At 56.6% G+C, this 20195-nt stretch carries 19 protein-coding genes and 1 pseudogene; 15 read left to right on the top strand and 5 right to left on the bottom strand.

Going from position 1 to position 20195, the window contains the following annotated elements; all coding sequences use genetic code 11:
• Positions 1-80 precede the first annotated feature (80 nt).
• The 4 genes from NNL35_RS01345 (at position 81) to NNL35_RS01330 (ending at position 3521) form a co-directional block, all read left to right on the top strand.
• A complete protein-coding gene (locus NNL35_RS01345; protein ID WP_006677024.1) occupies positions 81-344 on the top strand; it encodes a hypothetical protein in 264 nt (87 codons plus the stop codon).
• Between the two features lie 225 nt (positions 345-569).
• Positions 570-1871, top strand: a complete 1302-nt coding sequence (locus tag NNL35_RS01340; RefSeq protein ID WP_006677025.1) for an SPFH domain-containing protein — start codon at positions 570-572, stop codon at positions 1869-1871.
• Between the two features lie 14 nt (positions 1872-1885).
• The gene (locus NNL35_RS01335; protein WP_006677026.1) at positions 1886-2632 is read left to right on the top strand and encodes a hypothetical protein; all 747 of its coding nucleotides are present in this window, start codon (positions 1886-1888) and stop codon (positions 2630-2632) included.
• Between the two features lie 349 nt (positions 2633-2981).
• A complete protein-coding gene (locus tag NNL35_RS01330; protein WP_138985630.1) occupies positions 2982-3521 on the top strand; it encodes a hypothetical protein in 540 nt (179 codons plus the stop codon).
• A gap of 73 nt (positions 3522-3594) precedes the next feature.
• Here NNL35_RS01330 and NNL35_RS01325 read toward each other — a convergent pair whose 3' ends face one another.
• Together NNL35_RS01325 and NNL35_RS01320 are read right to left on the bottom strand one after the other, a co-directional pair.
• The gene (locus tag NNL35_RS01325) at positions 3595-5058 is read right to left on the bottom strand and encodes an erythromycin esterase family protein (RefSeq protein ID WP_040731350.1); all 1464 of its coding nucleotides are present in this window, start codon (positions 5056-5058) and stop codon (positions 3595-3597) included.
• A gap of 64 nt (positions 5059-5122) precedes the next feature.
• Entirely contained in the window at positions 5123-6538 is a 1416-nt protein-coding gene (locus NNL35_RS01320) for an erythromycin esterase family protein (protein WP_040731352.1), read from the bottom strand.
• 582 nt (positions 6539-7120) lie between these two features.
• On the opposite strand from NNL35_RS01320, the gene NNL35_RS01315 reads away from it, so the two are divergent.
• The 5 genes and pseudogenes from NNL35_RS01315 to NNL35_RS01295 all read left to right on the top strand — a co-directional run bounded on the left by NNL35_RS01315 (position 7121) and on the right by NNL35_RS01295 (position 13212).
• Entirely contained in the window at positions 7121-8413 is a 1293-nt protein-coding gene (locus tag NNL35_RS01315) for an NCS2 family permease (protein WP_040731356.1), read from the top strand.
• 192 nt (positions 8414-8605) lie between these two features.
• Positions 8606-9598, top strand: coding sequence for a hypothetical protein (locus NNL35_RS01310; RefSeq protein ID WP_006677030.1), 993 nt, complete (start codon positions 8606-8608; stop codon positions 9596-9598).
• 84 nt (positions 9599-9682) lie between these two features.
• A pseudogene (locus NNL35_RS01305) lies at positions 9683-9778 on the top strand (DUF2087 domain-containing protein); the annotation flags it as partial.
• Between the two features lie 252 nt (positions 9779-10030).
• A complete protein-coding gene (locus NNL35_RS01300) occupies positions 10031-11827 on the top strand; it encodes a S9 family peptidase (protein ID WP_006677032.1) in 1797 nt (598 codons plus the stop codon).
• Between the two features lie 191 nt (positions 11828-12018).
• A complete protein-coding gene (locus NNL35_RS01295) occupies positions 12019-13212 on the top strand; it encodes a hypothetical protein (protein ID WP_006677033.1) in 1194 nt (397 codons plus the stop codon).
• Positions 13213-13237: 25 nt separating this feature from the next.
• Here NNL35_RS01295 and NNL35_RS01290 read toward each other — a convergent pair whose 3' ends face one another.
• A complete protein-coding gene (locus tag NNL35_RS01290) occupies positions 13238-13771 on the bottom strand; it encodes a hypothetical protein (protein WP_006677034.1) in 534 nt (177 codons plus the stop codon).
• 289 nt (positions 13772-14060) lie between these two features.
• On the opposite strand from NNL35_RS01290, the gene NNL35_RS01285 reads away from it, so the two are divergent.
• The 3 genes from NNL35_RS01285 to NNL35_RS01275 are packed head-to-tail and all read left to right on the top strand — an operon-like array spanning position 14061 to position 16094.
• Positions 14061-14648 carry a TetR/AcrR family transcriptional regulator gene (locus NNL35_RS01285; protein WP_006677035.1) on the top strand — a complete coding sequence of 196 codons (588 nt, stop codon included), beginning with the start codon at positions 14061-14063 and terminating at the stop codon, positions 14646-14648.
• Positions 14649-14650: 2 nt separating this feature from the next.
• On the top strand, positions 14651-14815 hold the full coding sequence (locus tag NNL35_RS01280) for a hypothetical protein (RefSeq protein WP_254552855.1): 165 nt from the start codon (positions 14651-14653) through the stop codon (positions 14813-14815).
• A gap of 58 nt (positions 14816-14873) precedes the next feature.
• Positions 14874-16094, top strand: coding sequence for an MFS transporter (locus tag NNL35_RS01275; RefSeq protein WP_006677036.1), 1221 nt, complete (start codon positions 14874-14876; stop codon positions 16092-16094).
• Between the two features lie 152 nt (positions 16095-16246).
• On the opposite strand, the gene NNL35_RS01270 is transcribed toward NNL35_RS01275, so the two are convergent.
• Positions 16247-16891: a LysE family translocator gene (locus NNL35_RS01270; RefSeq protein ID WP_006677037.1), complete on the bottom strand. Its 645-nt coding sequence runs from the start codon at positions 16889-16891 to the stop codon at positions 16247-16249.
• 125 nt (positions 16892-17016) lie between these two features.
• On the opposite strand from NNL35_RS01270, the gene pdxR reads away from it, so the two are divergent.
• Both pdxR and NNL35_RS01260 read left to right on the top strand, forming a co-directional pair.
• The gene (pdxR, locus tag NNL35_RS01265) at positions 17017-18441 is read left to right on the top strand and encodes a MocR-like pyridoxine biosynthesis transcription factor PdxR (RefSeq protein ID WP_006677038.1); all 1425 of its coding nucleotides are present in this window, start codon (positions 17017-17019) and stop codon (positions 18439-18441) included.
• A 5-nt stretch (positions 18442-18446) separates the two neighbouring features.
• On the top strand, positions 18447-18956 hold the full coding sequence (locus NNL35_RS01260) for a GNAT family N-acetyltransferase (RefSeq protein WP_006677039.1): 510 nt from the start codon (positions 18447-18449) through the stop codon (positions 18954-18956).
• Positions 18957-19078: 122 nt separating this feature from the next.
• Here NNL35_RS01260 and NNL35_RS01255 read toward each other — a convergent pair whose 3' ends face one another.
• Positions 19079-19753 (bottom strand): YidC/Oxa1 family membrane protein insertase, encoded by a 675-nt coding sequence (locus NNL35_RS01255; protein WP_006677040.1) that lies wholly within the window; start codon positions 19751-19753, stop codon positions 19079-19081.
• Positions 19754-19781: 28 nt separating this feature from the next.
• On the opposite strand from NNL35_RS01255, the gene NNL35_RS01250 reads away from it, so the two are divergent.
• Positions 19782-19970, top strand: coding sequence for a hypothetical protein (locus tag NNL35_RS01250; RefSeq protein ID WP_138985631.1), 189 nt, complete (start codon positions 19782-19784; stop codon positions 19968-19970).
• Positions 19971-20195: the final 225 nt, after the last annotated feature.

Genomic DNA, 20195 nt, shown 5'->3' with positions numbered 1-20195 from the left:
CCCGGCAATAGCCCGGCCCACACGCTACCCCGGCAGCCGGCATACACTGGCCTCGACAAAAGCGCAAGGGAGGTCAATCGATGCCTGCCGTATCCAAGTACAGAAAATGCGTCCATTGCCTGAACAAGCAGGTCAGCATCACAGCGAAGAATGGCAATATCTATGTCGGGAAGATCGTGAAGGTGGACAAAAAGAGGGTTTACCTCAAGGTGAGTTCCGTGAAGCATGCGAACAAAGTGCACACCTCCTTTGCTCCGTTCATCTTGCCGCTCGTCCTGTTCGACCTGCTGGCCATCGTGTTGCTGGAGAGAAGACGCCGCGTTCCGAGAAGAAGATTTTTATAAGAGCGTTCCGCCCTCATCCCGATGAGGGTGTTTTTTTGCGCTTCGGCTTCATAGGCTAGAATACAAAATGATCGCTCCGACACGATATTTATGATATATTTCCTAGTTAATATTTCCTATAATAGAGATGTGACTGTATTTTTTGTATTTGGGAGGTTTCGTTGCAAGCCTCTATACATATAACCGATAGAATGGACAGATATATTCAGCGGGGGGAGAAGGAAGATGGCAATCATTGATGTGATCAAATACGACGGTCCACCGGATGTATTCGCGTGGAAGCATCCGAACCAGGAGATGGGGACGTGGACGCAGCTTATCGTCAATGAATCGCAGGAAGTGATTCTCTATAAAGGCGGACAGGCGATGGATCGGTTCACCGCCGGCCGGCATACGTTAAGTACCGCAAATATCCCGATTATCAGCAATATCGTGAATTTGCCGTTCGGCGGCAAGTCGCCGTTCACGGCGGAGGTATGGTTCGTCAACAAGCTTCATTCTCTCAATATCAAATGGGGGACGCGAGCGCCGCTGCAGCTTCAGGATCCGAAATATCAGATGTTCGTGCTGGTGCGCTCTTACGGCCAATTCGGCATTCAGATCGATGACGCCCGCAAGTTCCTGGGAAAGCTTGTCGGCACGATGCCCATATTCAGTCAGGACGCGCTAAGCGAATATTTCCGCGGCGTGCTGATGATGAATATTCATGAGCTAATTTCGTCTTATTTCATTCACCGGAAAGTTAGCATACTGGAAATTAACGCATACATATCAGATATCTCCAAGCATATCCAGGAACGAGTGGCGCCCGTCTTTGAGGAATATGGCATCCGCTTGTTGAACTTCACGGTCGATTCCGTGAATACGCCGGAGGACGATCCGGCCACGCAGCGCCTGCGGGAAGCGCTCGCGAAGCGGGCGGAGATGGATATTATCGGGTTCACGTATCAGCAGGAGCGCACATTCGATACGCTCGAGCAGGCCGCGAAGAACGAGGGCGGCACCCATTCGGATCTGATGGGCGCGGGGATTGGCCTCAGCATGGGCTATGGCGTTGGCGGGGCCATCGGCGGCACGATGACGCGGCTGACCGATGAGCTGCAGGCTGTGCCGGCCCGGCAGAAAACATGTCCGAAGTGCGAGCGCCGCAATCCGGACGATGCCGCCTTCTGCACGGGATGCGGCACGGCATTTGCCGCATCCGGCGAAGCCGCTCCCCCGGAAGAAGTCCGGTGCGGCGCCTGCAACCGTTCGATGTCCCGGGGTTCCAAGTTCTGTCCGCATTGCGGCGACCCGTATAATCCATGCCCCCACTGCGGGGCGGACAATCAGCCGGGCCAAGCCCAATGCATGAAATGCGGGCAAGATATGCCGGTTCCTTGCCGCCATTGCGGGGAGAATGTGCAGCCCGGAGTCAAGTTCTGCCCGCATTGCGGTCAGGAGCTTGCGCTCACATGCGGCCAATGCGGCCACGAAGTGCAGCCGGGACAGAAATTTTGCGTAGAATGCGGCAATAAGCTGACATAGGGGGGGGAGTACGGATGAGACAGCTTACCTCATACAAAGGGATTACGACGACGATTTTCGCTATCATCCTTATCGTTACGCTCTCGCTGTTCTTCTCGTTCAGTGAGACCGATACGCGCGACGCCTCCTGGTGGTTGTCGTTAGGCGTCCTTGTGCTGGCGGAGGTCATCAGCTACGGATTCGTGTTCCACATGATTGAGAGCGGCCACGAATTCAAGGCTTCCGTCCCGGCCTACATGTCGCTGGCTGCGGTCATCACCATTTATGATGCCGCCGTTCTGCTGCATATCGTGCTATTCTGGCTTATTTTCGACATTCCGTTCAAAATCTATTTATTCATTCATATCTTGACCTTGGCAGCGATGCTGATCGTGGGATTGCTTCTCGGCATGGCCAAAATATTTATTCGCAGCCAGGAAGCGGACGAGCAGATCCGAATCCAGTCGATGAAGCAGCTCTATATCATCCTGCACGGAGCGCGAATGGAGCTGGACAGCTGTCAGCATGCGGACCGCGACACACTGCGGGAATTGCTGTCCAGTCTGGAGGAGCAGCTGAAATACAGCGATCCGATATCGCATCCGGCCTTGGTATTGGAAGAGGCCGAGCTGATGGAGAAGGTGCGGCAGCTGGACAGCGGGGTGCGTTCGTTCGTTCGCGAACGGCCGACGCTGCATTCCTCTGACGAGCTGCGTCAACTGATGCTGGATATTGCGAAGATCCTTCGTCTCCGTAATGAACGCATGACGGTGATGAAGTAGGAGGTGCGCCATGTCCAGGGAAAGACGAAGCCTGTGGCTCAGCGTGGCCGGGGTTGCCTTTATGTTTTTTATTTGTCCGCCTACGGGAATTGCGTTGGGTATCCTTCGCAGCAAATATGATGATAAGAGTAAACGGGGAAAAAGTCGGGGATTACGTATTGCGGGCGGGATTTCGATTTCCATATTTGTTCTTATGGTCTATGGACAATTGTTCCAGAGTCCGACTCCACCACCCTACTCTCAAGTGTTACTCATAGCTGGTGTCCTGTACTTGTTGCCCGGGTTGTCCATGATACACGCCGGTAACAGAGTCATCAAGTCAGCGGAAAAGGAGGCTCCAGTTCGGTGGATGAAGTGGGAAGAACTGAAAGCCGCACCAGCGGCGCATCGTCCATGGATGTTCCTGAAACGATGGTTCCGTCTTGGCAATATGCTGCGGGTTATCGGTTTGATATTCCTTATCTTTTTCGGGTTGGTTGTGCTGGTGCTTGCCTTATCAAAACAGGAAAATGAATTGGAAATTCTGATCATCTTTTTCATTCTGTTCTGCCTCCCAGGCGGTCTCATGTACTGGGCGGGCACGAGGCTGAACCGCAAGGAGGATCAAGCTCAATCGGCCCCGAACGGGTTCAGCGGGGAAGGGAAGGCAAGCTCATCGCAAGCGGGCCGGACTACCGATCAAGAGTGGAAAAAGTACAGCCGGGAGCCCATCCCGAAGCGGTCGGCCTATACCGCTACCGCCGCTGCGGCCAAGGAGACGGCAAGCGCCCAGTCTCCGCCTTCGCCTCCGCGGAGGATGATCTGTCCGGGATGCGGCGCCCAGAACACCGTCCCGGCCCAAGCAAGCGTCGCTTGCGAATACTGCGGCTCCACCCTGACCAACCTGTAAATAGAAAGCGAACAAGGCTGCCCGCCCAAGCAGAATGCCTGCTTGAACGGCGCAGCCTTGTGCTGATCGCGGATTACTTCAAATAAACCGGTTCGCTTACTTCATCGATGAACAGGATGCCGTCGAACTGCTCCGCCGGAATGCTGCTGACCGGCATGACGCCGTCATAGTAGGAGATATTCGGCTGCGTCATCCACGAATTGCCCGGCGCGCGCTTCGCATAGCGCAGGTCGACAAAGGCGAACGGATGCCCTGCTCCCTTCATTACTTCCTCGATCGAATGCGGCATCGGAGGAAGCGCGTCGGAAGCGCCCCCGGTGACATGTGCATTGCGGCCACCGCCCATATACAGGCCGATTACGTAGCTCTGATCCTTGAATTCGGTCTTCTGCATCAATTCACCCATATGGACGCGCGGCAGCGAATTCATCTCTTGCGAGTACGCTTTGGCGATATGGCCGTTATGGGCCCAGACGATAATCTTCTCGTTCGGATAGACATGGGTGGCAAGCCAACTCAGGTTGTCGGCCATCATCCGATCGCGGTATTCCGAGGATTGGATAACGGACATGTAGTCCATCGATTTCCCGTTCAGGAACGCCGTGGCGTTAATCGAGATCTCCATATACTCCTCGACGACTTGAATCCGGTTGTCCAGGGCCCGCTCCATCAGCTTGACGATATGCGGATTATCCGGATACTGCCGCTGCAGCTCCTCGGCGCGCTTCGGCAGCAGCGCCCGCACCTGCTGGTACACCTTCAGCAGCTTCGGCTTCGCCTTGCGGTAACCTTCTACATCTTCGGTCATCTCCCACTCATCCAGCTCTTGCTCCGCATCCTGGAATTGCTTGGCCAGCTTGGCGTCGCCCATCCACTCGCCCGTGAACAGCGCACCCTGCGGCTGCATATCGAAGCCGGCCAGCGCCAGCGGCGTCTTCGTGTTTTGCGTATCCTTGATATATTGGAAAAGCGGGACGGTCTCTTGTGCCTGCCAGACGCGGAAGATCGAATCCTTCATCGTCGCGACCGGCTCCCGGGTGCGAATATGGCCGTATGCGGAGGCGGCATTGCCAAGATTCGTCTCGAAGGCGACGACGTTGAAGCCCAGCTCCTGATGCAAATATTGAATCAGCCGCGTCTTGGCCGAATTGTATTCCGCCGCGCCATGGGAGCTCTCGCCCAGGTAGACGATGCGCTTGTCTTCCAGCAGCGGCTTCAGCGCGTCCAGATCGGCGAAGCGTTCGGCAGGAATCAGGGCCTGCGGGGCTGCCTCCGGCTGGATAGAATCAAGCGCGATGGCGTTATCCTTCATCCACTGCTTCCACTCCAGACGAGCCTCGGTGCTCGTGCGAGCCCGGTCCGGAACGGCATCCGCCGTACCGGCAGACGCCTGCGCTGCTGCCTTGCCCTCTCCTTGCTTGGTTTCCGCTGCGGCTTGCCCGTGCGCTGTCGCTCCGAAGGAGAGCAGCGTGCCGCAGGCAATCACGGAGGCGAGGAGCACCGCGGCTCCCCGGCGTGTCCAATCCGATAATGTCATATTCAAGGTCATATCCTCCTAGGTTTCGTAAGTAATCTGTCTCTCTATTTCATAGATAAGGCCATTATTGTAGAAATGCCGGTGCTTTTACCTGATCAATGTACAAGATGCCGTCATACTGCTCCCGCGGCACGAATACTTCCGGCAGCATGCCGAAGTAGAGGGCGGAGCGCGGCTCGCTCATCCAGGAGCTGCCTGGGCTCTTCTCCGCATAGCGCAGATCGACGAAGGTATAAGGACGGTTCGCGGTCTTCATCAACGACTCGATTGAATTGGCCAGAAGCGGCTGCACCTCGAAGGTCTCTCCCAGATTATCGGCGCTCGTTCCGCTGCCCATATACAAGCCGATCGCATAGCTGTACGGCCCGAACATCGTGTCCTGCATCAGTTCGCCCATGAAGCTCGCCTCCGGCATGAATGATTGCTCCATTCGCGAAGTCGCCTTGCTGATATGCGTGTTGTGGCCCCAGACGATAATTTTCTCCGTCGGATAGATTTCGGTCGCCATCCAGAGCAGATTGTCGGCCATCGCTTGGTCGCGCCATTCCATCATCTTCATCATGCCGGAATAGTCGCCTTCCTGAGCCGTCACATTCGCCTTGATACTCAGCTCAATGTAATCGTCGACCAGGCGGATGCGATCGTCGAGCATGCGGTTCATCATCGCAATCAGATGCAGGTTGTCCGGGTACAGCTTCACCAAGTCCTTCTCCTGCTCGGCCACCTTCGCCTTCATATCCTGGTATAATTTCAACAAATTAGGCTTCTCTTTCGCATAGGCTGCCAGATCCTCCGAGCTCATCCACTTCCACATCGAGCGCTCGGCTTCCGTATACCGGGTGCTGAGATCCTCATCCTTCATCCAATCCCCGGCCAGAATCGGCCCCATCGGCTGCATATCGAAGCCTGCCAGCTGCAGCGGCTGCTCCGTAGCTTGGGTTTCCTTCATATATTGGAACAGCGGGAGCGTCTCCTTGGTGTGCCATTGCGGGAAAATGGAGGTCTTCAGCATCTCTTCCGGCGTCTTCATATTCACGTTGCCGAAGGCGGCTGCCGCATTGCCCAGCGGAGTTTCGAAGGCCACGACGTTGAAGCCCAATTCCTGATGGAGAAATTGAATCAACCGCGTCTTGACCGAGTTGAACTCAGCGACTCCGTGCGAACTCTCGCCCAGATAGACGATGCGCTTGTCCAGCAGCAGCGGCTTCAGCATATCCAGGTCGGCGAAGCTGCCCTCGGCAGCCTGGCCGTCCTTCGTCGGAGCAGGCTGAATCGTGTCCAGCGCATACGCATTCGTGCGGAGCCAGTCTTCCCATTGCTGTCTGAATTCCGTCGATGCCGTGCCGCTGACGGTGGCCGTCGATCCGGCCGCAGCCGGGTTGGCTTCCCCATGGACGGCAGGTGCCCAAGAGAACAGGGCACTTACAGAAATGAGGGATGCTGCGAAAAGCTGTACGGAACGTCTGGTCCATTTTGTCATGTGAGGCTTCAAAATATCATCTCTCCCTAATTAAGTTTCTTTACTTTTACATATGAATCATGGTCACGAGGACCGATGCTTTACTATTAGATCATATGGAACACGATAACGGCCAGCAGGCCGAAGCCAAAGGCGAATACCATTTGCAGCAATGTTTTCGCCGTTTTGCTCATGGTCGCTCACTCCTTGCTCCCCATGTGATGCATTTATCTTATAACGGAATGCATGCGGTCGCCTTATTTATGCGATGAACGGAGCGATCTCGGGGGTGAACGGTGCACCTTGGAGGTCGAATGACAAGAGGATGTGGTAGTATACACTACGGAATGAATGGGTTTGCGTTGCGACATGGAATACTAGACTAACCACTTTCAACAGAGGACGAGTCTAGCTGGTAAGTGTAAAAAATCGTGCCTATCGACATATTGTTCGTTTTCGGGGCGGGGGAAAGAGTAGAAACGGCATTTCCCGGGCAATTTTCGACGAAAAGGCGAATGAATCGACAATGTCATTGACAAAATGTCGGCTTTGGACTAGGATACGAAAGTGCGCGATGCGCAAGGCAAGGAAGGAGCAGAGTTCATGATAGAAAAGTGGTTCAAATTAAAAGAACATGGCACAAACGCCCGCACCGAGATGACAGCGGGACTTACCACGTTCTTGACTATGGTATATATTGTCGTGGTCAACCCGGCTATTTTGTCGGGGGCAGGGGTGCCGTTCCAACAGGTGTTCACGGCGACAGTCATCTCCGCCATTATCGGAACATTGACCATGGCATTGGCGGCGAACCATCCGATTGCCGTCGCGCCGGGCATGGGAATGAATGCGTACTTCACCTCCGTGGTCGCCTCGCAAGGCGTCAGCTACCAGACTGTCTTCGGCACGGTATTTCTGGCGGGGATTCTATTCCTGCTGCTTACTTTTACGAAGCTGCGCGAGACGTTGATTGAGTCGATCCCGGCGCCGCTCAAGTTCGGCATCACGGCAGGCATCGGGTTATTCATCGCCTTTATCGGCTTGAAATCATCCGGCATTGTGGTAGCCAGCGAATCGACGATGGTCGCTTTCGGCGACCTGCACCAGCCTGTCACGTTATTGACGCTGGCGGGCCTGTTCATCACGCTTATCCTGATGGCCCGCAAGGTGCATGGCGCCTTATTTATCGGGATGGCGGTGACGGCCGTCATCGGTTATTTCATGGGCTTGATGAAGTTCACGGGTGTCGTAGCGCTGCCGACGGCTCCGGTGTTGTTCGATATCGATATTTCAGGCGTCTTCACGCACGGGCTGTACACGGTTGTCTTTGCCTTCCTGCTGGTGACGATCTTCGATACGACCGGCACGATGATCGGCGTCGCGGAGCAGGCGGGTCTGATGAAGGGCAACTCATTTCCGCGGGCGAAGCAGGCCTTGCTGGCCGACGCCTTGGCGACGACGGCAGGCTCGCTGATGGGGACGACGCCGTCCAGCGCCTATGTGGAATCGTCGGCAGGCGTTGCGGCAGGAGGGCGTACCGGGTTGACCTCGGCCGTCGTCGCCGGGCTGTTCTTCCTGTCGCTCTTCTTCTCGCCGGTGATCGAAGCGATCTCGTCGCTCCCGGCCATTACCGCTCCGGTGCTGATCATTGTCGGCTGCTTCATGATGGAGGGGCTGGCCCGCATCCAGTGGAAGCAATTCGATGATGCATTCCCGGCGTTCGCGATTATGATCAGCATGCCGCTGACATCCAGCATCGCGACGGGAATCGCGATTGGGTTTATTACCTATCCGCTCATCAAGCTGTTCAGCGGCAAAGGACGGCAGGTGCACCCGATCCTTTATGTCTTCGGCGTCATTTTCGCGCTGCAGATGGTATTTTTCCCGGCGCATTAAGGGGCCTGTGTGCACGGCCTGCTAGGGGCACTCGCCCAAGCCTGGCGTTGACTGACTACGCCGGGCCCTTTTTTATATATGGATAATTCTTCATTGTCTGATCCTGTATTTCCTTCGTATAATTAGGAGGGCGGTCAGGGGCGTACGGCGTCCCTGTTCCTTGTCCAATAATACATAGGGGGAGACACGACGATGAGATGGACCAAATGGGTCAAATGGATCGCGCCGCTGTGGATGGCCGCATTGCTCCTAAGCGCGGTTCCGGCGCATGCGCAGGCCGAGGAATGGGATTGGGAAGAAGAGAGCGTCGAACTGAATATGGAGGATATCGATGCTGCTCTCCTTCAGCGGGTGCAGCAGGAAATGAAGAAGCTCGCGGGGAAAAAGATTGAACTGACCCATGCTTATCAGTCGGATGAGATGATTTATCTTACAGGCGCGAACGAATACGACTTTGCCAGCTTCCTTATCGAGGATATCGATAATTCCCTGTATGTAAGTGCGGCCATTTCCTATAAGGAAGTGCCGAACAAGGAGAGTCAAGCTGCGGAGAAGGCGCTCACGGCGCTGGATGGGAAGAAAAAATTCAATTTTACCGATGTCTATACGGCGAAAGGGGCAGCAGAAAAGAGTATCAATTATTATCTCAATAGCGATGATGCAAGCGTAGTGGTCAGCAATGGCGCCGTTGCCTTCGCGGGGATTGACTACCCGGCGGCCCAAGCGGACAAAAAGGCGTTGTCCCGGGCGCAGGAAGCGCTCAAAGAGATGTCCAAAGCGGCAGGCGTGTCCGCTCCGAAGCTGACGGAGGCCATCCGCACCAAAGCCGTGGAGGCAGATGTCTGGATGTTCAACGACAGTGACGGGAAGGCTTCCGTAGTCGTAGGGACAAAGACGGGGAAAATATGGAGCGTCTCCGTATTAGACAACAAGCCCATAGATTATGATCAAATGGAAAAAATGGCCAAGAAGATGAGCGACGAGAAGAAGATTTCCGCCATTTCGCCCGTCGTCAAGAAAATTTTCGGAATCGATATGAAAGGATATACCGTGTCCTGGAGCCAGGACTATCCGATGATGTTCGAATACACGAAGAAAGGCCAGCCGTCGATATACGGAATCCTGTCTTCCTCAGGGAAGTTCACCGCGATTTCAATCCAGCCGGCAAAAGGCATAGCAGAATAAAGCAACCAAGGAATGGGCTGCCCGCCCGGCTCGGCATGAGCTGGCGGAGCGGCCTTTTTGCGTCTTCTCTCGGCTGCCCCGGCGATGCATGCCGATTATGTTACGCTGCGCCGTTACCTCATCGAATACGGCTTCCTGAATCGGCAGCCCAACGAAAGCGCCTATGGGGTGAAAAAGTAAGCCTACCCTATCGAAGAACACCGGTTAAATAAATGAGGTTCCCGGAACGGAACGGGACTGCACTGCAGCATCGCGCTTCTCATACAGCAGCAGGCGATCCGTACTTGAGGGGTCAGGGCTGGCGCGGCCTGCGCATCAGAAGGCCCACTTTACACGGTAGCGGGAATCGAGATATGATGAACGTATTCATATGCCAAACTTTGGAATGCTATGCGGTTCCAACTCCCGGTTTGGCACCAAGAAGGAGGGTATATGTTGCTACAGTTTCCGAAGCCTGATGTAGAGCAGTATTTCCAGACGACGGTCATTCGCCAGTTCGCGGTCAGCCGGGATGAGAGCCGAATCGTGTTCGGCAGCAACCTGAACGGCCATTACAATCTGTGGGCGATAGAGATGGAAGGGACCGCTTTCCCTTACCCGCTGACGTACATGAATCAGGTCAACAGCTTCATTGCCATCGACCCGGAGCAGCGTCATATTCTGTGCGGCTTCGAACGCGACGGAGACGAGAACTACCATATCTATGCGCTCCCGCCAGCCGGAGGCAAGCCGATTCCGCTCATCGAGGCGGATGAGAAGGACAAGATGTATTTCGCCCACCTGTCAGAGGACGGGGAGAGATTATATTATTGCACGAGCCGGAATAATCCGAATTTTTTGAACAGCCGCGTATATCATTTGCGGACGAAGCAGGATGAGCTTCTGATTGAGGGGCAGGGTGCGGCAACGGATCTGGAGGCGGTCAGCCCGGGCGAAGGCCGCTTCGTCTACGGCCATTCCTATAGCAATACATATCGCGTGCTCTATGTCCGCACCGAAGAAGGCGATCTTCCGCTGGTACCCGCTGAAGAAGGCGAGGTTCACCGAAGCAGTCGCGCCATCTTTGTGGATGAAGACACGGTTGTCTTCACCACGGATTACAAAGCGGAGTATGCCTACGCGGCGTCGTACCATATCCCGAGCCGCCAATTGTCCGAGCTGTGCCGGATTCCGCAGGAAGGCATCATCGAGATCAAGTGGCACAAGGACAGCCGCACGCTCTACTTCGTTACGGAAAAAGGCGTGGAGGATCGCCTATACCGGTTCTCGCTGGATGCGCGGGAGCTGGAGCCGATGGAGCTTCCGAACGCGCTTATCGACCAGATTCATGTCGCCAAGTCGGGCACCGTCTACCTGCTCGCCCGTGGAGCCGCATCTCCGGCGAATATTTACAAGCAAGCGGACGGCGGCTGGAAGCAATTGACCCGGAACATGCCGACCGGACTGACGCCCGAGCAGATGGTAGAGCCGGAGGTCGTCACCTATTCCTCCTTCGACGGGATGGAGATAGAGGCGCTGCTGTTCCGGGCGAAGCCAGAAGCGGCCAACGGCTACACGATATTCTGGCCGCATGGCGGTCCGCAGGCGGCGGAGCGCAAGCAATTCCGCAGCATGTTCCAGTACTTCCTCGCGCAGGGCTACAATATCTTCGCCCCGAACTTCCGGGGCAGCACCGGCTACGGCAGCTCGTTCGTGAAGCTGGTCGAGTGCGATTGGGGCGAAGGCCCGCGTCTCGATTGCGTGGCCGGGATGGATTGGCTGTTCGAGCGGGGCATCTCATCGAAGGAGCGCCTGTTCATCGTAGGCGGCAGCTACGGCGGCTATATGACGCTGCTCCTGGCCGGACGCCATGCGGATTATTTCCGGGCGGCGGTCGATATCTTCGGCGTCAGCAATCTGTTCACCTTCTACCATTCGGTTCCGGAGCATTGGAAGCCGATGATGGATCGCTGGGTCGGCGAACCGGAGCGCGACAAGGAGCGCTTCATCAAGGATTCCCCGATTACATATCTGGAAGGCATGACGAACCCGATGCTGGTCATCCAGGGCGCGAACGACCCGCGGGTCGTCAAGGCGGAATCCGACCAGATCGTCGAGCAGCTTCGCCAGCAAGGGCGCGATGTCGAGTATATCGTGCTGGACGATGAAGGACACGGATTCACGAAGAAAGAGAACGAGATGCGGGTGTACCGCGCTATGGTCGATTTCCTGCAGCGCCACCAAGGGTAGGCGTAAGCACAACAGACTGTCCCCAAGGGGCCGAAGAGGCCCGGGGACAGTTTTTTGATCGGATGTTAAGAAAACCATGCTTCAGCCTTGATTGATCGCAGGAAAAATGGGGTAAGGAACGTAGTATTCCTGTTTTGCGCCGATGCGTATATGATGGAACATGGAATCGTCTTGGGAAGGGAGATTGCAGCTTGAGGACGACTGAACTCATTCATGAACTTCGGCAGCCGAAGATTCAGCCGTGGTATTGGATTTTGATGTGGGAAGTGTACTTCGTCGTCGTCCTTGCCGGGCTGGCGATGCTGATCGGACCGTTCCTGCTCCTGTACGGATGGCGCAACGGCTGGGTATACGCCAGCTTCCTGCTCACCGTGCCAGGCTTCTTCATCGTGCGCGGTACGGTCCGCCTGTGGGGAGAGCAGCTGTGGATGAACCGCCATCGCGATACATACCGCCTCTACCCGGATCGGGTAGAGTATGAGGCATGGGACCTGGCTTCCCGCGAGAAGCGGGAGGGAGCGATCGCGCTGGCGGACATTCGGCGCGTCCGGTACGGGTATTCGGTCTTGGAAGGATACCATTTGTATAAGCCGTCCAAGTTCACGGAGCAAGTGCCGCAGTTCGGTATGGTGCGGACCTTGACGTTGGAATACAGCGATGGTTGGAAGCCCGGGAAGCTGTCGATTCCGATGATGCGGAACGACGATATCCTGGCCTGGCTGGCCCAGTTCCGATCCGGCCATATTCCGCTGTACTACAGCACGACGGTTCACGGGCTGAAAGGCATGTTCGTCGCAGGACAGGAGGACCTGATCGAGGAGGAAGGCCCGGCAGGCGCGGAAGCGGCATGGCCGGAAGATCTCTGCCAGGTGGACTGCGGGTTCCACCAATACGTGGACAGTCTGGAGCCGGTGGAAGAGGAGGAGCCTGCCCCGGATGGGGCGTCCGCTTCCTCCATCACACAGACGTATCGCTTCGGCAAGATTGGCTGGGGAGCATACGGGATGCTGCTGTTGCAGGGCGTGCTGCTGTACGGCATTGTGGCAGCCGCGGATCAAGGGTATCTTACCGAAGAGATGTACCGGCACGCCGCTTATAAAGCCATCGCCGCCGGCATCATGCTGCTGTTCGGCTTCCTCTTCTATCAACGCGTGCGCATCCAGCACTGGATGCAGCTCATCAGCTACCCGCTGCTGAACTTTGCCCTGTACTTGGTGGGCGGGGCCATTCTGTGCGGCGACGAGGGAACGCCGTCCTACGGGGCATGGGATGAAATCGCCACGGCGGCGCTGCTGTACATCGCAATATCATGGCTTCCCTATCTTATCTTCCGCAATCGGCGGAACCGTGCCGAACAACAACAAGCGGCACATCCGGGTCTGTAGCTCCGGATGTGCCGCTTGTCTGTGGTTAAGGAAGATCAGCTTCGTATGCAAATTCATATCGATCGACCTCGGTCTCCATCGTCATCCGGTCGAGCTCCTTTTTCTCCCCAGGCTGCAGATGAAGTCCCTTGTATGTCTTCTCTTCCAGCATGTTGCCCTGCGCATCATACATTTTCACATTGAGGTTGCCATCGAATGCCACGTCCTCATTATAATTGCCGGCATAGACCGTAATCCGGTAGATGTCGTCATCACGGAACGAACCGACCTTCGCAACCATATGATCAACCGGCCGAATCAGATGGAAATCCTTGGTGGTCTCGGTATGCAGGTCATCCAACGACTCGAGCATCCTCGCCTCCATGTGGTGGGAATCGTAGGACACGGCGTAAATGAAGATGCTGGCGGCGCCGTACAGCACCAGGGCAGCTCCGGCCGAACTTTTCAGCACGGTCTTGCGGTCGTAGCCTCCGGCGAGCATGCCGATGACGGCGACTATCCATAAGGCGATCGCGATCCCATGGAACGGCGTCGCAAGCAATTCCGGATAAAAGGTCATAAAGCGGCGTCCTCCCGATACATTGTTTTTATACGCAGTTTTTATGTTGTTTACCCTATACAGGGGCAGCTGAATCGTATTCCTCGAACGATATTCCGAACGAAATCAGTGTACATGGAGAACCGCCGGATTGTAAAGAAGGGCACCTCGTTGCCCCTCTATCGCTTCATAGCAGTCCTTTCCGCAGTTGTAGGAAAAGAAGGCTTCGAGTATAATCATAGTAACGTAACTAAGAAAACTATAAATGTTTTATGAGTTTACAGCATGGAGAGATGAGGTGGCCATAAGAATGCGTGAGCGCATTATGAAGGCATTCATAGAAGAATTGCTGGACAAAGGAATGAAATTTACGATGGACGATCTGGCCGGCCGGCTAGGGATCAGCAAGCGCACGCTGTATGAGCATTTCTCCTCGAAGGCGGAGCTGCTGGATACCATCATCGTGCAGGCGTTGGAGGAAGCGGACCGGAAGACGGAAGCGATTATGGAGGATGCCTCCATGCCCTTGCTGGATAAAATCAAAGCGGTTATGACGGTGCTGCCGAATCATTTCGAGCTGGTTGATAACCGGATTCTGGATCAGATGAAGCGCGTATTTCCGGAGCAATGGGCCAAGATCGACCAATCGCTGAAGGACGACTGGGCTACGCTGCGCTTTCTGATCGAGCAAGGCATGGAGCAGGGCTTGATTCGGAAGCAAAGCGTGCCGCTTCTTATGAAAGTCATTACCGATGCGGTCAATTCCACCTTGGACCAGCGCTTCTTCGCCAGACAGCGCATTGCTCTGCCCGAAGCGATGGATGCGATCGCGGATGTGCTCCTGTTCGGCCTCGTGCCGCGAAGCGAGGCAGACCAAGCCGGGGGAGCGAGGGAGTGAACTTGGGCAGTCCACCCGAGACGAGCGAAGCGGCGGGAACGAGCCGGCTGCGGCCGGCCCGGCATGCATCCTATGCGGCATGCGGAGAAGGGCGCTGGACCTTGGCGAGGCAGAAGGCGAGTCCGCCTCAGCCCTCCATCAAGGTAGGGCAAGCCGAAGGAGCGTAGCGGAAGCGGATTTTTCTGTGAAAACTAATAAAAACGAAATAGTTTTAGGAGTGGGAATATGTCATTCATGCGTCAACTGACCCGTACCCAATGGATTGGATTCGGGTTGGTTATCAGTATTTTATTTGTCGACATGCTCTTATACAGTCTATTTATACCGGTTGTTCCCTATTTTACGGAGCGGTATGAGATGTCTTCCACCATGGTGGGCATTCTGTTCGGCAGCTACGCCGCCGCGCTGTTCCTGCTGACGCCATTCTTCGGCCGGATAACCGATCGTATTGGCCGGCGCCAGACCATCATTCTCGGCTTGGCGAGCATGGTGGGCGCGACGATGCTGTTCGTCTTCGCGAATTCCCCGCTGGCGCTTATCGGGGCCCGCTTCATTCAAGGCCTCGCCGCAGCCGCCTCGTGGACGGCAGCCTTGGCCTTGCTCGCCGATCTGTTCCCCGGCAAGCTGCGGGGAGCCGCGATGGGCATGGCGATGACCGGAATCTCCTCCGGCTCATTGCTCGGAGCGCCGATTGGAGGCTGGCTGTTCAACATCGGCGATCATCATACGCCGTTCTGGTTCGCGGCCGCTCTGACGGCGGCGATCTTCCTGCTGGTGCTCCTGTTCCTGAAGGAGCCGGTCCGGACGAACCGGCCGGCACAAGGAGGAACCTTTTCCTTGCTGCGGCACAAGACGGTTCTGTTCATCGCCTGCGTCATCCTGGCTGCGGAGACGACGTTGACGATGCTGGAGCCGCTGCTGCCGCTCTATCTGACCGAGCGCTTCCAGATGGATCCGCTCGCGCTGGGTCTTCTGTTCGGGCTGATGACATTGTGCTACGGCTTCATCGCCCCGGTGGCGGGAGCGATGTCGGCGCGCTTCAATCCGTTCCGCCTCATGGTCATCGGGGTTGCCGCCATGGCCGTCGTGCTGCCGTTCATTGCGGTGGCGGGGCATCCCGTGCTCGTGCTGGCGGCAGGCTGCCTGATCGGGGCGGCGGTCGGCTTCACGCTGTCCCCGACGCTGCCGACTCTGGGCGCCATCGTCGACAAAGGCGACGAAGGAGATTATGGCGTCGCCTATGCGCTCTTCAACATGATCCATGCCGTCGGCATGATGCTCGGTCCACTGGTCGGGGGCGTGCTGACCGACATTCTTCCGATCGCGTCGGCACTTGCGGCGGTCGCTCTCGTTCTGCTGGCGGCGGCCATCGGAGGCGGACTGTTCGTGCGGCGTCACCCGCGCCTATTTTCCCTGTCGGAGACGGCTCAAGGGACAACTTCATAGGATTTTCCCATGAATCGGGGCTTCTCAGCAATAGCCGGGCGGCCCCGCTATCCTCCGAATACCGATTTGCCTGCAGGCATGGAGAAAAGTCGGCTGTGTCTGGAACCGCCTTGCCAACTCCGGTTCTGGGACATCGAAGCGGCCTGTTCCCGTTATCCGCGCAGCAGCAGTATCGTTTGTTGAATCGCGGAGTAACCGAAGTAGACGCCGAACCCGATAAGCGACCACCCGGCAACGATCGAGATCCATTTCATCAGGCGCGGCGAGACTGCTCTTCGGCTCAGATGGACGAGGAGCGAGACCGTGAAGTCCCATAGGCACACTCCGGCAAAAATCGCGCAGCTTAACCATAACGCTTGGCCATTCCCCGACGATTCCAGCGTTTTGGTCATGACCGATCCATAGATGCCGATCCAGAATACGATATTCATCGGATTGGCGATCGCGATGAGGAAGCCGGACAGGAACGACGATCCGATCGATTCCTTCCGGGCAGGGCCGCCGCTGTCCCCCTTATCGATGACGGTACGGGCGTCGCGGATGCTGTCATACCCGAGCTTCAGCAGCACGCCGCAGCCCAGGATCCAGATGATCAGCTTCGCCAGCGGCGTCGTTACATAGGCGGCAGCCCCAAAATAAATCAGCAGCATGAACACGACGTCGGCGCACATCGCGCCGATGCCGACGAACCAGGCGTTCCAGAACCCTCCTCTCAGGCCGGCTTTGATCTGCGCAACATTCACGGGGCCGACCGGGGCCGACAGCGAAATGCCAAGCAGCATATAACTGAACCACATGCTCATCCTCGATGTTCCTTTCTCCAGGTAATCAAAGCTTTGAAAGTCTGCTATAATCATAGGCAAATACTGTCCTGATGATAAGTTACAGATTCATGGTTCTTGATGGGGACAGAAGGGGGGCGATGCGGGTGGACCTGATCCCATACATTGACGAGAAGGCGGGGGAACCGAAATACGAGCAGATCTACCGGTATATGAAGCGGCAGATTTTGAGCGGCGCCATTCCTGCCGGCACGAGGCTGCCTTCGATCCGGCAGCTCGCGGACAGTCTGCATCTTAGCCGCAACACCGTAGAGGCCGCCTATCAGCAGCTGCAGGCGGAAGGCTATGCCGACAGCCGGCCCCGCGCGGGCTTGTTCGTCTGTGAGTTGGAGAGCGACGCAGAGCTGCCTCCTCCGCCAGGCTGCCATCGGGATGCGCCTCCGCCAGCCGATCCGGCCGCTGCCATGGAGTATGATATTGATTTCCGGCACGGCAATATTGATGTCGCCGGCTTTCCGCTTCCGCTCTGGCGCAAGCTGTCGAACGACGTCTGGCGGCTAATGCCGGTCGAAGCGCTGCAATACGGGGATCGGCAGGGAGAGCCCGGGCTGCGGAAGCAGATTGCCGCTTATGTGCGCCGGTCGCGGGGAGTCGATTGCGAACCGGAGCAGATCGTCATCGGCGCAGGCATTCAGCAGCTGCTGATGCTGATCAGCCAAATGATCGCCAGCGAGCGCCGAACGGTTGCCATAGAGAATCCCGGCTATGACGGCGCCTGGGCGATATTCCGTAACCACGGGCTGCGCCTCGTCTCGGTTCCGATGGAGCGGGACGGCTTGAACGTCGGCCTGCTGAAGGCGAGCGGGGCCGAAGCGGTCTATATTACGCCGTCCCATCAATTTCCATGCGGCATGGTCATGCCGGTGGCGAAGCGGCTGCGGCTGCTGCAGTGGGCGGAGGAGCGGGACGGCCTCATCATCGAGGATGACTATGATGGCGAATTCCGGTATCACGCGAAGCCGATTCCGGCCCTGCAAGGTCTGGATTCGGGGGGGAGGGTGGTCTATATGGGGACTTTCTCCAAGTCTTTGCTGCCATCCATCCGCATAAGTTATATGGTGCTGCCGCAGACGCTGCTGGAGCGGTACCGGACGGACTTTGCCGTGTATGAACAGACGGCATCCAAGCTGCATCAATTGACGCTGGAACGGTTCATGAAGGAAGGACATTGGGATCGGCATGTGCGGAAAATACGCAAAATTTACCGAAAAAAGCATGGGGCGCTGCTGGCTGCCGTGAAGGGAACGATGGGCGGACAGGTCCGCGTCATCGGCCAGGATTCCGGTCTTCACGTCCTTCTTCGCATCGGCAACGGCATGACGGAAGCCGCTTTGCTGCAGGCGGCGGCCCGCGCCGGGGTGAAGGTGTATCCGACTTCGAACTATTGGGGGGAAGCGGCGGACGCCGGAGACGCCACCCTGCTGCTCGGCTTCGGTGGGGTAAGCGAACAGGAGATTGAAGACGGAATCGGCAGGCTTTATGAGGCTTGGTTTTCGAAAGGATGAGGAAAATGAACAAGGGAATCATCATACAGTCGCCCAAGCTGGATCTGCGGACGACGGAAGAGCGGGATCTGACCTTTGTCATGGAGATCGAAAATGACCCGGACAATCGTCCCTTCATCGGGCAATGGACGGCAGAGCAGCATCGGGCTGCCTTGACGGAGGAGGATGTGCTCCATGCCATTATTAGTGACAAGCAGGGCGAGCCTGCGGGTTATATGATTGTAACGGGCTTGGCGGATGCCAATAAGTCAGTGTGCATCAAGCGCATCACGTTGAAGCAGAAGGGCCGGGGTTACGGGACCGAGGCGATGCGGCTTATCGTGCAATGGATCTTGAAGCATACGGAAGCGCACCGCATATGGCTGGATGTCAAGGTAGGGAACCACCGTGCGCGCCGCGTCTATGAAGCGGTCGGCTTCGTCCACGAAGGGATATTGCGGGACTGCTTTTTCAACGGAGAACAGTTCGAATCGCTATCGGTTATGTCGATCCTTAGACCTGAATATAAGGGATAACCGCTCGAATGAAATAACAGGGAGGATGCCGGGGCATCCTCCCTGTTCGTTGCAGTCTATCTGGAATGTTGTGTCAGGGGCTCCCATCTGTCCGAACCGTCACGGTTCCCCAAGTCTTCCGCTTAGGATGCCTCCGGTATATTTTTATACAGGAGGCGATGTCCCCAGCCCGTACGGAAGAACAGCCGCTCCAGAATAAAATAGAGCTTGTTCGCTGTCCAATACAGCCCAAGCGCCACCGGCATCCGCCACAGAAACAGCAATGACAGCCCGGTCGCCAGCAGCGGCAGCAGGCTGCGGCTCAGGCCGCTGCCGGTTCCGGTCAGCTCGGCTGTCAGCGGGATCAGCATGCTGACGAACGACACCGCCGCATAGGCGATCGGGACGATATGCCACGGATCGGACTGCGCGAAGGAGGCGACCCATGGTACGAGCAAGGAGCTCATTGCGCTTCCGTGAGCAGAGAACAATTGATACAGCGCGTATAGAATCGGCATTTGCACGAGCAGCGATGCCAGTTGAGAGATGGGGCGGATGCCGTATTTCGCATACAGCTTGCCCGTCTCCTGAAGCAGCCGCTCACTGTCCTCGCCGCATTGCGCGCGAACGGCCTGCAGCTCCTTCTGCATTCTCGCTTGCCGCAGCTGCTGTCTGGACGTGTGCAGGCTCACGGCGAAGAGCAGGCCGCGCACCGCCAGCGTCAATAGAATTACGGCGATGCCCCAATCCCCGATCAGGCCGTACAGCCCCCTCAATACCATATACAATATATCTGCTATCCCTTGTAACAGAGCCATCGTAATCCCTCCCTGTGAATGTACATTGTTGATGATTCACAGAGAGAGGCTGCGGTTCATCCAGGGTCCGGTTCCCGCTGCGGCGCGGAATTTTGCTCCGAATGCGCCGCAGACCGGCCAGAAGGGGATGAACCGCCGTCTCGCCTTCGGGAGGAGCGGGGACAGAGATCCACGCCGAGCGGTACGCCTGCAGGCCCGGGGCTTGCAGCCGGACTGATAAGAAGTAGCCGGCCAACAAGCCGCACATGCCGATCATCATGAGCAGCAGCGACCAATCCATGGACAACTCGATGTCCATTCCGCTCACCCCCTTCCGCTTAGATATACCGTTACATACGAACAAACGGAAAATGCGTTTCGTCCAATAATAGGCTGCTGTCCTGCCGCATTGCCAACCGCGCCTCCTCTCCTCTATGATGGACGAAGGGAAGACGGGACAGGA

The organism is Paenibacillus dendritiformis (assembly GCF_945605565.1).
Taxonomy (GTDB): domain Bacteria; phylum Bacillota; class Bacilli; order Paenibacillales; family Paenibacillaceae; genus Paenibacillus_B; species Paenibacillus_B dendritiformis_A.
This window is presented reverse-complemented; position numbering and strand designations above follow the sequence as displayed.